Genomic DNA, 16408 nt, shown 5'->3' on the forward strand with positions numbered 1-16408 from the left:
TACGACGAACGGATCGTTCGTTTTATAAGACGTCTCTCGTTCGACACAGTCGCTCCCCGGCGCGCATCCGACCCCGAGACTCCCCCGGCGCAGCCCTTGCTTAGCTGCGGCGGGACTTGAAGATTGGCCTCGGTCTTGACGATCATCGAGCCATCTGGGGGCAGGTCATGGCGGGAGCCTGGCGCGTCGTACGTGGGATCGGACTGGCTGGACTGGCGCTCGCCTGTCTCGGCGCCGGCACCGTGGTCCAGGCTCATCTGCGCAGCGGCGCCGAACCTGCCGAGACCGGCCTGTTCGGCATTTATGCCCGCCTCTCCCTCGAACTCGAGTCGCGCCTCGGCACCGACCTTCCCGGGCCCGAGACACGGATCGTCCTCGGCCCCGGCGGCCGGGACGTGCGGCTCTACGGAGAGCTGACCGAGGGGGCCGGCGCGAGGCTCGAACGCCTGCTCGCCGAGAACCCCCGCGCCGAACGCATCCACCTCACCAGCGAGGGCGGCCTCGTCGACGAGGGCGAGGCGATCGGTGCGGCGATCGCGCGGCACCGGCTCGCCACCTACGTGCCCGATTTCTGCGTCTCGGCCTGCACCCTCGCCTTCGTGCGCGGCCGCGAGCGCTACGTCATGGCGGCGACGCGGCTCGGCTTCCACGCGCCCTACGAGGCCGGCCTGTTCGGTCAGGTGTTTCGAGCCGACGGTGCGCCCGAACGCGCCGCCTACATCGCGGCCGGGGTCTCCGCCGAGTTCGCCGATGCCGCGCTCCGGGTGGACTCGCAGGACATGTGGTTCCCGGATGCCGGCCGGCTGCTGGATGCCGGCGTCGCCACGAGCATCGTCGAACCGTCGCGCTTCCCCGATTCCACCCTCGACGACGGGGACGACTTGGCGCACGCCCGCGCCACGGTGCTGCGCAACCTCGACCTGCTGCACGCCTTCGAGGCGCGGGCGCCGCGGGTCGTCGATGGCATCGCCGCCTGGTATCTCGACAGCTACCGCAGCGGCCTGTCCGAGGCCGACGCCTTCGAGGGCCTGAAGCGGCTCGCCGCCCGCAGCCTGTCGCGGGCCATGCGCGGCGCCGACGACCGCAGCCTCGTCGCCCTGGGACGCCATCTCCTGAGAGCGATGGAGCGGTCGCGGACGACACCCGCCACCTGCGCCGCCATCGGCGCCGACGGGAACCTCGTCCTCGCCCGGCAGGCGCTGCGGCAGGAAGAAGGCCGCAAGGGCGAGACCGAGGACCTTGCCGCCCGCGCTCTGGTCGGGCGCGCCCTCGCCCAGGCGGATCGCCCCACGCCCGAACCGGATGCGCTCACTCTCGCCGACGACGCCCTGCGGCCCCTATCCTCGCCGCCGCCATCCGAATGCACGGGCTTGCGAGCCGCGTATGCCGAGGCCCTGGCGCGACCTCAGCGCGAGGCGGCGGCGACGCTCCGCGGCCTGATCAATCCGACCGCTGCCCCGCGCCCGCAGCTGGAGGCCTCGGCCCGACCCTAGTGGAAGGCATCACCCGTCGCCGCCTGCGTGACGCGGCGGGCGAGTTCGAAGCCGATCTCCACGGCAAGCCGGTCGACAAGCCGGGCCAGGGACGGGTTGTCGAGGGGCGGGACGAGGCCCTTCATCGCGATCACGTGGTCGGCGAGCTGGTTGGCCTGCCACTGTGCCTGCCGGGCCGGGCTGCCCCGGCCGAGCCGTCCCTCGGTGAGGTCGAAGGCGAGGCCGCGGGCACGAGCGGTGCGACGTCCCGCGTCGATGTCGGTGCGGCCCATCAGGCGCAGCCAACGGGCGCCGCCGCGTCCCTCCCCGATGCGGAACTCCACCTCGAACGGGCTGCCCTCCTCCTGCGAGGCGGCGAACAAGCCTGCGATCCGCGGCCGGTCCTCGGCATGGATGAGCGACAGCACGCGGGCGAGCGGCACTCCGGCGCTTTCCCCGGGGGCGAGGTCGAGGGCGCAACCGAGGGGCGCGGTGACGCTGAAGAGGTCGGCCGATACGTCGTGGGTCCAGGCGCCGAGGCACGCCGACCCGTCGAGGGCGGCCACGAGCTCTGCATCGGGCAGGAGAGGGGAAACCGCCATCCGGGCAAGCGCTCCAAGGGCAATGAGAGGCTGGCCGCATCGGCACGCCCATAATCTACTTCAAGTTTATTTTTTGGCGCTACCCGCCATACACAAAACCTAACGTCAGCGACAATGCCCTGTAAAGTACGCTCTTGGAAATCACGATTCACTGATCACGCGGCCTCGGTCGTTTTGGCAACCTCAGGTTAATTCAGTGAAACTTCGCTTACGAGAAGTGGTCTCGCCGCCGCGCCGGACCCGGTCCCGGATCACAGGATGCCATGATCGCGTCATCCGCCGATCCGATGCTCTTAACCCCCGGTTAACCATGATCGGCGACATTTGGGTTCAGGGATATCCGGGATCAGGTCATCCCGGGATCAAAGGACGCCGTGACGGGATCCGGAAGGATCGCGGCGGCAGACCGGCTGGCTTGAGAGGTTTCACGGCGATGAAGGCCATCACATTCGTCACGCAGAAGGGAGGCAGCGGCAAGAGCACGCTCTGCATCTCGCTCGCTGTCGCAGCCCAGGAGGCCGGTCATACGGTCTGCATCCTCGAGATGGATCGCCAAGCCACGATTTCCGACTGGCTCGACCATCGCACGGCCGAAGGCCCGGAGGTCGCTCAGATCGACGCGACGCAGATCGAGGCCGTCATGGAGCGCCTGCGTGAATCCGCCTACGACTACGTCTTTATCGACACGCCCGGCGTCGATTCGAACGGCACGCTCTCGGCGATCCGCGCGGCCGATCTCTGCATCATCCCATGCCGCCCGACCCCGGCGGACCTGCGCGCCTTCAAGCCGACCCTCGCCGCCGTCTACCGGCTCGAAAAGAAGTTCGCCTTCGTGCTGAACCAGACGCCGCCGCGCTCCTACCGGATCCGCGACGCCGCCGACGGCCTCGCGGTGCTCGGTATCCTACCGGACGTGAACATCGTCGCACGCACCGATCACCAGGACGCCATCGGCGTCGGCCAGGGCGTCACCGAGTTCAACCCGAAGGGCCAGGCCGCGGGCGAAGTCCGGCGTCTCTGGTCCTGGATCGAGCGCCGGATGCAGGCGGGCAGGGGCACGACCGCCGGGGTGGGCAAGCATGTCAAGGCCGCCTAAGCTCGATCTGGCGGCGATCGTCGCCGCGGCGACGCCGCCGGCCCGCAGGAGCGCCGAGATCGTCCAGCTCGACGTTCCCGCACCTCGCGCGAAGCCGGCCGCGACGCTGAAGCAGCGCGCCCGGCAGATGTCGGTCTATCTGGAGCCGCCGGTCTACGACCAGCTCCGCGATCTGGCGCATACCGAACGCACCAAGATGCACGGCTTGATGCTGGAGGCCCTCGACCTGCTGTTCAAGCAGCGCGGCGCCCGCTCCATCGAGCAGATCAACGACGCCGAGAGCCGCTGAGTTCTCGCCGTCATCGTCGAGTGTTTACAGGTACTTGCCAGCCGCTATTCGCGCGCTGCATGAGCGAGCGTCCGGTACTGGATGATGTCGATTATCGGCTGCAAATAAACTGTTTCGAGACAGGTTGTTAGCGGCGCTTTCTTATCCACTATCTCAACGGGCCTGTACCGAGTTGCGCCGGCCCGGCCGCACCGTTCAGCCTTCGTTTACGCCGTCCGGACAATTCTATGCGCCGTGAAGGGGTGACTCCCCGATCGTCACGACAGCGTATCGAGCGGCCGCGCCTCCTGCGTTCCTGGGAGGCGAAGAGCGGTCGCCATAGACCCGGGCGAGTTGCGTATGGCGCGGATCACGACGGCCGGAACCCCTCCGGCGATGGACGCACGGCCGCGCGTCTGGCCGGTCTGGCGCTTGATCGGGGTCTGCGCGGTGGCACTCACGGCTGCCAACTGCGCCGGCAACAACCCGCAAAGGCTCGCCGGCACCGCCGCCTCCGGCAGCGAGATCGACCCGAAATACGGGGTCAAGGCCAGCCGTCGCCTCTACAACGAGGGCGACGTGATCCCGAAGGGCGGCGGACGCCGCTTCTCGGGCAAGCCCTACGTGGTCGCCGGCAAGACCTATGTGCCGCGCGACGACGCCAAGGGCTATGTCCGCGAGGGTCTGGCCTCCTGGTACGGCTCGGCCTTCCACGGCCGCATGACCGCCAACGGTGAGGTCTTCGACCGGCATTCGATCGCCGCCGCACATCCGACGCTACCGCTGCCGAGCTATGCCCGCGTCACCAACCTCTCGAACGGCTACTCGATGGTGGTGCGCGTCAACGACCGCGGCCCCTATCACGCCAACCGCGTCATGGATCTCTCGGAGGAGGCAGCCCGGGCGCTCGCCTTCCACAACAAGGGCACCGAGCGGGTCCGGGTCGAGTATGTCGGCAAGGCCTCCGTCGCCGGCAGCGACGACCGCCGGCTGCTGGCCAGCCTGCGCACCGACGGCCGGCCAGCCTCGACCGGCTCGGGTTCGCCGGTGATGGTCGCCGATCTCGGGCCGGACCGCGAGGAGCCCGCGCCCGAGCGCTTCGCCCGGACCGCACGGCCGACGCTGGCCTACAAGCCGGCAGGGTCGGAGGAAGATGCGTCCGAGGCCGCACCCGTGCTGCGTCCGCAGCGTGCCCCGATCGTGCTGGCGAGCGCGGCGACCGTCGCCGTGCCGGCGGCCGTCCAGCCGACGGCCGCCCGCGCCGGCGCCTTCCGCCCGATGCCGGTGGCCGGCCTCAACCCATCCGGCCCCGCCGCCCGCAGCGCTCTCGCCTCGGCCGGGCGCAACGCCGCGCCGCTCAGCCTCGCTCCGCCGCCGATCCGCCTCGCCGCCGCCATGCGAGACCCCGCTCCGACCACCTCGGCCGGCAAGCGGACCGCTCAGAGCGCCTTCGGGGGAGGGGCTCAGCGCATGGTCGTCGCATCGGCGGCCAAGGCCCCCGTGGTAACGGGTAAGGCAGTGCCGACGCACCGCATCGCCGCCGCGATGCCGTCGAACGACAAGCTCGCCATGGCCCGCCTTATGGCCTCCTCGACGGCCAAGCCCGTTTCGGCGACGAAGTCCGCTTCCGGCCCAGCCGGGCGGCGCTCGCACCTCGCGGGCGCCTACTGAAGACCTGCGACATGGGGGCGCGTTCGCCTCGCGAGTCGTGCGCAGACATTTGCCCGAAACATTCGACCTGCCCTAGATCAGCTTTCGAGGCGCGAAGGCGGGGGCAGGGCGGATGGGACTTGTCCAGTACGCGCTGAAGTTCCGCATCACGACCTATGTGCTCGCCGTGCTGATGCTGCTCGGCGGAGCCGGCGCCGTCATCGTGACCCCGAAGGACGTTCTGCCGACCGTCGACATCCCCGTCGTCGTGGTCGTCTGGACCTATACGGGCCTGTCCGCGCCGGAGATGGAAAAGCGGATCACGACCTATTCCGAGTTCGGAATCTCGAACAACGTCAACAACATCGCCCGCATGGAATCGACGACGCTCCAGGGCTCGGCGGTGCTCAAGATCTATTTCGACCCGAGCGTCAGCATCGACCTCGCCATCGCCCAGGTGGTCTCCTCGACGAACTCGATCCGCGCGCTGATGCCGCCGGGGGTGCAGCCGCCGGTTATCGTGCGGTTCTCGGCCTCGTCGGTGCCGGTGATCCAGCTCGCCCTGACATCGACCAAGGACAGCCTCAACAAGGTCTACGACTACGCCCAGTACCGCATCCGCCAGCGCCTGACCCAGGTGCCGGGCTCGACGCTGCCCTCGCCTTTCGGCGGCGCGCCGCGGCAGGTGATGGTCGATCTCGACCTCCACGCACTCCAGGCGCTCGGGCTGACGCCGCTGGAGGTGACCAACGCGATGACCGCAGGGAATCTGACCCTGCCCTCGGGCCTCGCCAAGTTCGGCGAGCAGCAATACCCGATCCAGCTCAACGCCACGCCCGAGACCATCGCGGCGCTGAACGAGATCCCGATCAAGGTGGTGGCCGGCCAGCCGGTGCTGGTGCGCGACGTGGCGCATGTGCGCGACGGCGGTCCGCCTCAGGTCAACGTGGTGCGCAGCGACGGCGCCCCCTCCGTGCTGATGAAGGTGCTCAAGAACGGCACCGCCTCGACGCTCGACGTCGTCAACAACCTCAAGAAGGCGCTGCCGGACATCCGCGCGGCGGCGCCGGAGGGCATGAGCGTCAAGGCGCTGTTCGATCAGTCGGTCTTCGTCTCGGCGGCGATCGAGGGCGTGCTGGAGGAGGCGCTGATCGCCTCCTGCCTCACCGGCCTCACGATCCTGTTGTTTCTCGGCTCGTGGCGTTCGACGCTGATCGTGCTGATCTCGATCCCGCTCTGCATCCTGACATCGCTGGCCGTGCTCGCCGCGCTCGGCCAGACCATCAACGTGATGACGCTCGGCGGCCTCGCGCTCGCGGTCGGTATCCTCGTCGACGACGGCACGGTGGCGATCGAGAACACCTACCGACTGTTCGAGGAGGGCAAGCCGTTTCGTGAAAGCGTCGTCCACGGGGCGGCCGGCATCGCCAAGCCGGCGCTGATCTCGACTCTCTCGATCTGCGCCGCCTTCGTCTCGGTCTTCGCGCTGACCGACATCCCGAAGTATCTGTTCACGCCGCAGGCGCTGGCGGTCGTGTTCGCGATGCTGACCTCCTACCTGCTCTCGCGCACCCTGGTGCCCCTGCTCATCGACGTGCTGGTCGCGCGCGAGTACGCGCAGCACCACGGCGAGGACCATGAGAAGCCGAAGAGCGGGCGGCTGCGCCGCGCGTTGTCATGGCCGATGAAGCCGGTGTTTCGCCTCGCCGGTGCCTTTCGCCGTGGCTTCGAGGCACGCTTCGACAGATTCCACCGCGGCTATGTCGGGTTGCTCCACGTCGTGCTCGCCCGGCGCGTGGCGACGTTGGCCGTGGTCGGCCTCGTCTTCGTGGGGGCTGGCGGACTCTTCGTCTTCACCGGCCAGGATTACTTCCCGCAGGTCGAATCGAGTCAGATCACCCTGCATCTGCGCACCCGCACCGGCATGCGCATCGAGACCGCGGAGCAAGTCTTCGGGAACGTCGAGAAGACGGTGAGGGAGGTGATCCCGCCGGACGAGATCGAGCTGATTCTCGACAACATCGGCATCCCCTCGAACAACTACAACTTCGCCTTCTCCGACGGCTCGTTCGTCTCCTATAACGACGGCCAGATGCTGATCAGCCTGAAGGAGGGCCACGGACCGGTCGCCGACTACGTCAAGCGCCTGCGCGAGACCCTGCGCGAGCGTTTCCCCGACCTCACGGTCTATCTGCAGCCCTCCGACATCATCACCCAGATCCTGAATTTCGGCGTGATCGCGCAGATCGACGTTCAGATCTCGGGCCGCAACACCGAGAAAGACCTCGAGGTCGCGCAGCGGATCGTCGCCCGGCTGAAGGAGACCAAGGGGCTCGCCGACGTCCATCTCCACCAGATCGTGAACGAGCCGCAATTCTACGTCGACGTCGATCGGCGCCAGGCCTCGGAACTCGGGCTGACCCAGCAGCAGGTGGCGCAGAGCCTCAACGTCTCGCTGTCGGGCTCCTTCCAGGTGACGCCGAACTTCTGGACCGACCCGAAATCCGGCATCCCCTATCAGCTCTGGGTGCAGACGCCGGAATACCGCAACGCCTCGCTCACCGACCTGCAGAACACGCCGCTGCTCGTACAGGGCGGCGGCCGCGACGGCCCCGGCGTGCTGACGCTACTCTCCAGCGTCTCCTCCATGCGGCGGATGCCGACGCAGACCGTGATCAACCACGTCAACACGCAGCCGACCTTCAACGTCTACGCCGCCGTGCAGGACCGCGACCTCGGCTCGGTGGCCTCCGAGATCGACCGGATCGTGCAGGAGGAGCAGAAGAACCTCTCGGCCCCCGACAAGATCGTCGTGCGCGGCCAGATCGAGAACATGCGCTCGGCGTTCTTCCGGCTGGAGGTCGGCCTCGGCATCGCGCTGATCGCGGTCTACCTGCTGATGGCGGTGAACTATCAGAGCTGGGGCGATCCGTTCGTTGTGCTCGCCGCCTTGCCACTCGCCTTCTGCGGCATCACCGCGAGCCTGTTCATCACTGGTACGAGTTTCTCGATCCCCTCGCTGTTCGGGGCGATCATGTCGGTGGGCATCGCGAGCGCCAACTCGATCCTGCTCGTCACCTTCGCCAAGGAGCATCGCGAGGCCACCGGCTGCAGCGCTTTCGAAGCGGCCATCGCCGCCGGCGAGACTCGCCTGCGGCCGGTGCTGATGACGGCGGGCGCGATGTTCCTGGGCCTGATCCCGATGGCGATCGGCAACGGAGAGGGCGGCGAACAGAACGCGGCATTGGCCCGCGCGGTGATGGGCGGCATTGCACTCGGCACGCCCGCGACGCTGCTGTTCGTACCGTTTCTCTACAGCCTGCTACGCCGCGGCGCGCTCAAGCCGATCGAGGATTACGTATGATCCGGAACGAGTCCCGTTCAGCGACCGTTCGCCTGCGAGGGTCACGGTGAGCCACCCCGAACGATCAAGCTCCGACAAGGACATCCCCCCGCCGCCGGGCAAGGGGCCGTTTCTGCTCGCTGCGCTGGTGGCGCTGGGGCTCCTCAGCTGGGGCGGCTACGGCCACTGGCAGCGTGATGCGGCCGCCACCGAGAGCCGGCGCAAGGTGATTGAGCAGGTGCCGAAGCTGCGCGCCGTCGCCGCCGAGAAGATCGACACCCCCGTCGAACTGACACTGCCCGGTCAGACCGAGGCCTTCGCCACCGCCCGCATCTTCGCCCGCGCCACCGGCTACATCGCAGAGCGCAACGTCGACATCGGCTCTCGGGTGAAGGCGGGCGAACGCCTGCTGCGCCTCGCCGCCCCCGACCTCGACCAGCAGCTTGCGCAGCAGGAAGCGCAACTCGGTCAGCTCCGGGCGCAGCTGCTTCGGGCCAAGGCCCAGGTCGATCAGGCGAAGGCCAATGTCAGCCTCGCCCAGGTCACCAACTCGCGCACCTCGACGCTGGCAGGTCAGGGCTGGGCCTCGAAGCAGAATGCCGACAACAGCCAGGCGAGCGTGCTCAGCCAGAACGCCAACCTGGCCTCGGCCGAGGCCGACGTGAAGGTGGCCGAGGCCAACATCAAGGCGCAGCAGGCCACCGTCGACCGGCTCAAGGCCCTCACCGGCTTCGAGATCGTGACCGCCCCCTTCGACGGCGTCGTGACCACCCGCAGCGTCGATGTCGGCGACCTCGTGACGGCGGATGCCGGCAGCGGCACGCCGCTGCTCGGCATGGTTCAGGACGACGTGCTGCGCATCTCGGTCAACGTGCCCCAGAACGCCTCGGTCGGGGTCAAGCCCGGTATCTCCGCGACCATCAAGGCCCCGCAGATGCCGGACCGCACCTTCTCCGGCACGGTCGAGCGCAGCTCGGTGGCCCTGCTCTCGGCCTCGCGCACGCTGACCACGCAGGTCGACGTGCCGAACAAGGATTTCGCCCTGCAGGCCGGCCTCTACGTCTACGTGACGCTGAAGATCCCGCGCGCGATTCCGGTCATCCGCATCCCCGCCGAGGCGATGGTGTTCAACCAGCGCGGCACCCAGGTCGCCGTCGCCAATCCCGACGGCAGCGCCTCCTGGCGCAATATCCACATCCGCCGCGATCTCGGCGCGAGCCTCGAACTCGACCAAGGCCTGGAGGGCTCCGAGCGCCTCGTCCTCAGCCCGCCTCCGGACCTCAGGGACGGCCAGAAGATCGAGCTCCAACCGGAGAAGTACGACGGCAAGCCGATGCAGGCGGCTCAGCGTTAGAACTTGCTCGGTCGAACGGGACGTCGGTCCGCCGGGCGAGTGCTTTGCCCAAGAAGCGGGAGCGAGCGCTGCGCCGAAGGCGTTACCATCTCGACGGCTTGGATTCGATCCAAGCGGGAATTCACTGTATGGTCAAGCTTCACAGGGGCCTGCAGCGGCAGGCGACGCGCGAGAGATGACGATGCGTGCCGGACCGGCTTCCAGAGCGTTCCTTTTTCGCGCGGCCGCAGCGCTCGCCGCCGTTCTCACCCTGTCCGTCGCGCCTCTGCGGGCCCAGACATTCCAGACCGCCGCGCCGCACGCGATCCTGATCGACGCCGAATCCGGCGCAGTGCTGTTCGAGAAGGCGCCCGACGAGCTGTTCGCCCCGGCCAGCATGGCCAAGCTGATGACCACGGAATTGGTCTTCGGCGCCCTCAAGGAGGGCCGGCTCACCATGGATTCCGAGTTCACGGTGACGGAGGACGCCTGGAAGCGGGGCGGGGCGGGCGGCGGCGGTTCGTCGATGTTCGCGCAGGTCAACAGCCGCATCAAGCTGTCCGATCTGCTGCGCGGCCTCATCGTGCAGTCGGGCAACGACGCCGCCATCACCATCGCCGAGAACATGGCCGGCACGGAGGAGGCCTTCGCCGGGCTGATGAATCAGAAGGCGAAGGAGATCGGGCTGACGCGCTCGACCTTCCGCAACGCCACCGGCTATTCCGCCCCCGACCAGAAGGTGACGGCGCGCGACATGGCGCGGATCGCCACACACATCATCGACACCTACCCGGATCTCTACAAGATCTTCGCCGAGCGCGAGTTCACCTGGAACAAGATCAAGCAGCAGAACCGCAACCCGCTGCTCACCCTCGACATCGGCGCCGACGGGCTCAAGACCGGCTTCCTCGACGAATCGGGCTACGCCCTGACCGGCTCGGCGGTGCAGAACGGCCAGCGGCTGATCATGGTGCTGTCGGGCCTCAAGACCGCCCGCGACCGCGCGTCGGAAGCGCGCAAGCTCATGGAATGGGGGTTCCGCGCCTTCGAGAACCGTCAGGTGTTCCAGCCCGGCGAGACCGTGGCCGAAGTGCCGGTGTTCGGCGGCGAGAAGGGCGCGGTGGCCGTCGTCGCCAAGAAGCCCGTGCGCCTGTTGCAACCACGCGGCTCCTCCGAGCGCATGAGCGCCCGCGTCATTTACCAGGGGCCGCTCGTCGCGCCGATCGAGCAGGGCAAGCGCGTCGGTACGCTCCGCGTCATGCGCGGGGAGACCATCGCCCTCGACCAGCCGCTCTTCGCGGCCGAGACGGTAGCCCAGGGGACGCTGACCCAGCGCGCCTTCGACTCGGCGCTGGAGGTCGGCGGCGATCTCGTCCGCAAGGCTTTCGAGAAGGCCAAGGGGGGAGACAAGGGCGGCAGCGGCGCCTCGTAAGGCGTCGCACTCCGACTTGGGTCATGCTAGGGCCGCAAGGCATGACAACCAACGCGTCCGAAGCCGCTCCGACGGGCGTCTTCATCACCTTCGAGGGCGGGGAGGGAGCGGGGAAGTCCACGCAGGTTCTCCGGCTCGCCGCGCATCTGCGCGAGCAGACCGGCCGGGAGGTGGTAACGACCCGCGAGCCGGGCGGTACGCCGCGAGCCGAAGCGATCCGCGAGGCCGTGCTGGCCGGCGCAGCCAAGCCCTACGGCGCCTTCGCCGAGGCGCTGATGTTCTCCGCCGCCCGCATCGACCATCTCGACCACCTGATCCGGCCGGCGCTGGCGCAGGGCGCCATCGTCCTCTGCGACCGCTTTTCGGATTCTACGCGCGCCTATCAGGGGGCGGCCGGCGGCGTCGATGGGAGCGTTCTGCGCGCGCTGGAACGCGTGGTCGTCGGCGAGACTCGGCCTCACCTGACGCTGATCCTCGACCTGCCTCCGGAGACCGGTCTCGCCCGCGCCCGCAGGCGCGCCGCCAGCGCCGCGCCGGACGGGGAGGGGGAGGCCGACCGTTTCGAGGCCGAGGCCCTCGGCTTCCACGAGCGCCTGCGCGCAGCGTTTCAGGGGATCGCCGAAGCCGAGCCGGAGCGTTGTGCCGTGATCGATGCGACGGCCGAGCCCGACGCCGTGGAGGCCGCGATTCGCAAGGCGGTTGCTACCCGCCTGCCCACGCTGTCCAAGGGCGAGAAGGCTCACGAAAATGCCGCCTGAGCTCACGCGTGAGACCGCGGAGGCGGGCGATCTCCCTAACATTCCACGCCCCCGCGAGCAGAACCGGCTCATCGGGCACGCGGCGGCGGAGGCGGCGTTTGGTGAAGCCCTGCGCTCCGGGCGGCTGCATCACGCCTGGCTGATCGGCGGCCCGCGCGGCATCGGCAAGGCGACCCTGGCCTATCGGGTCGCGCGCCGCCTCGTCGCCGACCCGCGCACGCTGTCTGCGCCCGACAGCCTCGACGTGCCGCCGGGGCACCCTGCCGCGCGCGGGGTCGCGGCCCTGTCGCATCCGAACCTCGTGGCGCTGCGCCGCGTGCAGGCCCCCAACGCCAAGACGCTGCCGACGAAGATTCCCGTCGAGGCGGCGCGCAAGGCCCTCGACCTCTTCGCCGAGACGGCGGGCGGGGAGGGGGGCTACCGCGTCTGCATCGTCGACAGCGCCGAAGACCTCAACGCCAACAGCGCCAACGCCCTGCTGAAGATGGTCGAGGAGCCGCCACCGCGCGCACTCTTCCTCATCGTCAGCCATGCGCCGGGCCGCCTGCTGCCGACGATCCGCTCGCGCTGCCGCAAGCTCAGTCTGCGGCCGCTGGAACAGGATCAGGTCGAGGCGGTGATTGCCGGGTTTCCACCGCCCTTCGCCCAGCCGGAGCTCGACGCGATCTCGCGGGCCGCGGCGCTCGGCGAGGGCTCGGTCTCGCGCGCCGTGGCGCTGCTCGACCCAGCGACGGCGGGCGTGGTGCGCGAGGTTCGCATGTTGCTCTCGAGCCCGCACGACCCGGACTGGCGCCGTATCCTCAAGCTCGCCGACACGCTCTCGGGCCGCGACGCGGACGAACTGTTCGCGACGGCCCTCGACACGCTACAGCGCTTCCTCTCCGGTGAGATCGACCGGCGCAAGGGGGAGGGGGCGGCGCCCCTCCTCGGACTCGTCGAGGCGGCCGAGCGGATGACGGCGAAGGCGCGGGACGCCGCCATCTACAATCTCGACCGCCGGCCGCTGGTGCTGTCGCTGTTCGGCGAGGTGACCGGGGCGATGCGCCACGTCGGATGACGACGTCCATACCCCCGGAGGCCACATGACTCGTCGGTTGCGTCGGCCGTCGCGCCGCGCGACAAGGCGCCTTCCCGATAGCGATCCCGAAAGCCCCTCGACGTGACGGCCAGCGACACGGCGCAGCGCACCTTCAGTATCACCACGGCGATCTCGTATCCCAACGGGATGCCGCATATCGGCCATGCCTACGAGGTGATCGCCACGGACGCGATCGCGCGCTTCAAGCGCCTCGACGGCTACGACGTCTTGTTCACCACGGGCACCGACGAGCACGGCCTCAAGATCCAGCAGGCCGCCACCAAGGCCGGAACCACGCCGCGCGCCTTCGTCGACGACATGGCCGCCCGCTTCAAGGGCATGGCCGACGCGCTGAACTGCTCCTACGACCGCTTCATCCGCACCACCGAGCCCGAGCACTATGCCGCCGTCCAAGAGATCTGGCGGCGGATGGAGGCCAACGGCGACATCTACCTCGCCAAGTATTCCGGCTGGTACTCGGTCCGCGACGAAGCCTATTTCGACGAAGCCGAGACGGTGCTGCAGCCGGACGGAGCGCGCCGCACGATCAAGACCGACACGCCGGTCGAGTGGATGGAGGAGGAGAACTTCCTGTTCCGGCTCTCGGCCTACGAGGACAGGCTGCTGAAGCTCTACGCCGAGCAGCCGGACTTCGTCGGTCCCGATACCCGCATGAACGAGGTCGCGAGCTTCGTGCGCTCGGGTCTGAAGGACCTCTCGATCAGCCGCACCACCTTCGATTGGGGCGTGCCGGTACCCGGCCATCCGGCGCATGTGATGTATGTCTGGATCGACGCGCTGACGAATTATCTGTCGGTCACAGGCTTCCCGGACGAGACCGATCCCCGAAAAAAATACTGGCCGGCGGACCTGCACGTCATCGGCAAGGACATCGTCCGCTTCCACGCGGTCTACTGGCCGGCCTTCCTGATGTCGGCGGGCCTGCCGCTGCCGCGGCGCGTCTTCGGCCACGGCTTCCTGCTCTCCAAGGGCGAGAAGATGTCGAAGTCGCTCGGCAACGTCGTCGACCCGATGGACCTCGTCTCGACCTACGGGGTCGATCCGGTGCGCTATTTCTGCCTGCGCGAAGTGCCGTTCGGCGGCGACGGCAGCTACAGCCACGAGGCCATCATCAACCGCATCAACGCGGACCTCGCCAACGACCTCGGCAACCTCGCCCAGCGCTCGCTGAGCATGATCGCGAAGAACTGCGAGGGGACGGTTCCCGAGGCGGGTGCGCTCACGCAGGCGGACGAGACCCTCCTCGCCGCCGCCGCAGCGCTGCCCGAGACGGCGCGGGGGCTGATGAAGGACCTCGCCCTTCACCAGATCCTCTCCGAGATCTGGACGGTGGTGGCCGACGCCAACCGCTACTTCGCGTCGGAAGAGCCCTGGAAGCTCAAGAAGTCCGATCCGGCACGCATGAACACCGTGCTCTACGTCACGATCGAGACCCTGCGCCGCGTCGGCATCCTGGTGCAGCCCTTCGTGCCGACGGCGGCCGGGGTGTTGCTCGACCTTCTGGCCGTGCCGGCGTTGGAGCGCCGGTTCGCGCAGGTCGGCGACGCCCACCGCTTGCAGGCCGGCACCCCGTTGCCGGCACCGAGCCCGATCTTCCCCCGCTTCGAGAAGCCCGAGGCGGCCTGAGGCCGCCCCCAGAGGATGTGAAACAGCCGATCCATGCTGGTCGACAGTCACTGCCATCTCGATTTTCCCAACTTCGCCGCGGACATCCCTGGCGTGATCGCCCGGGCCGAGGCCGCGGGCGTCATGCGGATGCTCACCATCTCGACGCGGGTCGCCAAGGCCGAGGCCTATCGCGCCATCGCCGAGGCCCACCCGCAGGTCTGGTGCACGGTCGGCACCCACCCTCATGGCGCGGCTGAGGAGCCGGACGTGCCGGCCGAGACCATCGCCGCCCTGACGCAGCATCCGCGCTGCATCGGCATCGGGGAGGCCGGGCTCGACTACCACTACGAGGACGCGGCACCGCAGGCGGTGCAGGAGCGCGTGTTTCGCGCCCACATCAGCGCCGCCCGCGCCACCGGCCTGCCGCTGGTGATCCACTCGCGCGATGCCGACGCGCATATGGAGGCGGTGCTCTCGGACGAGGTCCGGCGCGGCCCCTTCAAGGCGATCCTGCACTGCTTCTCCTCCGGCGCCCGGCTGGCGCGGGTCGGGGTCGAACTCGGCCTCTACGTGTCGTTCTCCGGCATCGTCACCTTCCGCCGCTCGCACGAGCTGCGCGAGATCGCGCTCGCCGTGCCGCACGACCGGGTGCTGGTGGAGACCGACGCGCCGTTCCTCGCCCCCGAGCCGCATCGCGGCCGGACGTGCGAGCCCGCCTACACCGCCGACACCGCCCGCTCGCTGGCCAAGACCCTCGATCTGCCCTTCGAGGCGCTGGCCACGCAGACGACGCAGAATTTCTACAGGCTGTTCGACAAGGCGGCGGCTCTGGAGGGCAGGGCGGCATGAGGAGCGGGCGGCGCAGATGCCATCCCTGACCCTGCGCATTCTCGGCTGCGGCTCGTCGGGCGGCGTCCCACGGGTCGGATACGGTTGGGGCGCCTGCGACCCGAACGACCCAAAAAACCGGCGCCGCCGCTGCTCGCTCCTCGTCGAGCGGCAAAAGGCTGAGGGTACGACCACCCTCCTCGTCGACACGTCGCCCGATCTGCGCGAGCAGTTGCTCGACGCGGGCGTGAGCCGACTCGATGCGGTGCTGTTCACCCATGCGCATGCCGACCACACCCACGGCATCGACGACTTGCGGCCGCTGGTGCTGACCATGCGCCGGCGCATCCCGGTCCATGCCGACGCCTTCACCCAATCGCTGCTGCGGACCCGCTTCGGCTACGCTTTCGAGACGCCGCCGGGCAGCCTGTACCCGCCGATCCTCGACCTGCATGCCTTCAGCGAGGCAGCCGTGGTGACGGTGGACGGGGAGGGCGGTGCGATCGAGGCCCTGCCCTTCGCCATGGAGCACGGCAACGAGGCGGCGCACGGCTTCCGCTTCGGCCCGGCCGCCTATGCACCCGACGTCAGCCTGATGCCCGAGCCCGCCAAACGGCAGCTGCACGGCCTCGACCTGCTGATCATCGATGCCCTGCGCGAGACCCCTCACCCGTCGCACTACTCGGTCTCGGATGCGCTCGCGCTGATCGAGGAGGTTGCGCCGCGCCGCGCCATCCTGACGAACCTGCACACCGATCTCGACTACGAGACGCTGGCGAAGAAGCTGCCGCCGGGGGTGGTGCCGGCGCATGACGGGCTTAGTGTCGGCGTCGATCTCTGATCCCGAGGGCCATGGCCCTCGGCGAGCGCGGCTGCGCGCCGCCGCTCGTGCGGCGGACGCCCCCGATGCCGCGCATCG

General features: G+C 68.9%; 13 protein-coding genes. 12 read left to right on the forward strand and 1 reads right to left on the reverse strand.

The genetic code is table 11. The features are described from left to right. Window positions 1–167: 167 nt before the first annotated feature. A complete protein-coding gene (locus tag MHA02_RS18530; protein ID WP_147081473.1) occupies window positions 168–1493 on the forward strand; it encodes a COG3904 family protein in 1326 nt (441 codons plus the stop codon). Here the strand turns inward: MHA02_RS18530 and MHA02_RS18535 are convergent. Beyond that, on the reverse strand, window positions 1490–2074 hold the full coding sequence (locus MHA02_RS18535; protein WP_147081475.1) for a PAS domain-containing protein: 585 nt from the start codon (window positions 2072–2074) through the stop codon (window positions 1490–1492). The genes MHA02_RS18530 and MHA02_RS18535 overlap by 4 nt on opposite strands. 433 nt (window positions 2075–2507) lie before the next feature. On the opposite strand from MHA02_RS18535, the gene MHA02_RS18540 reads away from it, so the two are divergent. The 11 genes from MHA02_RS18540 to MHA02_RS18590 all read left to right on the forward strand — a co-directional run bounded on the left by MHA02_RS18540 (window position 2508) and on the right by MHA02_RS18590 (window position 16330). After that, the gene (locus tag MHA02_RS18540) at window positions 2508–3170 is read left to right on the forward strand and encodes a division plane positioning ATPase MipZ (protein WP_147081477.1); all 663 of its coding nucleotides are present in this window, start codon (window positions 2508–2510) and stop codon (window positions 3168–3170) included. Continuing rightward, window positions 3154–3459 carry a ribbon-helix-helix domain-containing protein gene (locus MHA02_RS18545; protein WP_147081479.1) on the forward strand — a complete coding sequence of 102 codons (306 nt, stop codon included), beginning with the start codon at window positions 3154–3156 and terminating at the stop codon, window positions 3457–3459. Before MHA02_RS18540 ends, MHA02_RS18545 begins: the two co-directional genes overlap by 17 nt. 339 nt (window positions 3460–3798) lie before the next feature. Then, on the forward strand, window positions 3799–5109 hold the full coding sequence (locus tag MHA02_RS18550) for a septal ring lytic transglycosylase RlpA family protein (protein ID WP_147081481.1): 1311 nt from the start codon (window positions 3799–3801) through the stop codon (window positions 5107–5109). A 112-nt stretch (window positions 5110–5221) separates the two neighbouring features. Next, window positions 5222–8452, forward strand: coding sequence for an efflux RND transporter permease subunit (locus MHA02_RS18555; RefSeq protein ID WP_147081482.1), 3231 nt, complete (start codon window positions 5222–5224; stop codon window positions 8450–8452). Window positions 8453–8498: 46 nt separating this feature from the next. Next, window positions 8499–9785 (forward strand): efflux RND transporter periplasmic adaptor subunit, encoded by a 1287-nt coding sequence (locus MHA02_RS18560; RefSeq protein ID WP_147081484.1) that lies wholly within the window; start codon window positions 8499–8501, stop codon window positions 9783–9785. A gap of 175 nt (window positions 9786–9960) precedes the next feature. Continuing rightward, window positions 9961–11196 carry a D-alanyl-D-alanine carboxypeptidase family protein gene (locus MHA02_RS18565; RefSeq protein WP_147081486.1) on the forward strand — a complete coding sequence of 412 codons (1236 nt, stop codon included), beginning with the start codon at window positions 9961–9963 and terminating at the stop codon, window positions 11194–11196. Between the two features lie 41 nt (window positions 11197–11237). Beyond that, window positions 11238–11954: a dTMP kinase gene (gene tmk / locus MHA02_RS18570; protein ID WP_147081488.1), complete on the forward strand. Its 717-nt coding sequence runs from the start codon at window positions 11238–11240 to the stop codon at window positions 11952–11954. Beyond that, entirely contained in the window at window positions 11944–13011 is a 1068-nt protein-coding gene (locus tag MHA02_RS18575) for a DNA polymerase III subunit delta' (RefSeq protein WP_147081490.1), read from the forward strand. Before tmk ends, MHA02_RS18575 begins: the two co-directional genes overlap by 11 nt. Window positions 13012–13113: 102 nt before the next feature. After that, a complete protein-coding gene (metG, locus tag MHA02_RS18580) occupies window positions 13114–14679 on the forward strand; it encodes a methionine--tRNA ligase (RefSeq protein WP_147081492.1) in 1566 nt (521 codons plus the stop codon). Between the two features lie 33 nt (window positions 14680–14712). Then, complete coding sequence (locus MHA02_RS18585; protein WP_147081494.1) at window positions 14713–15510, forward strand: TatD family hydrolase; 798 nt, start codon at window positions 14713–14715, stop codon at window positions 15508–15510. A 16-nt stretch (window positions 15511–15526) separates the two neighbouring features. After that, window positions 15527–16330, forward strand: a complete 804-nt coding sequence (locus tag MHA02_RS18590) for an MBL fold metallo-hydrolase (RefSeq protein ID WP_147081496.1) — start codon at window positions 15527–15529, stop codon at window positions 16328–16330. Window positions 16331–16408: the final 78 nt, after the last annotated feature.

The organism is Methylobacterium haplocladii (assembly GCF_007992175.1).
Lineage (GTDB): Bacteria > Pseudomonadota > Alphaproteobacteria > Rhizobiales > Beijerinckiaceae > Methylobacterium > Methylobacterium haplocladii.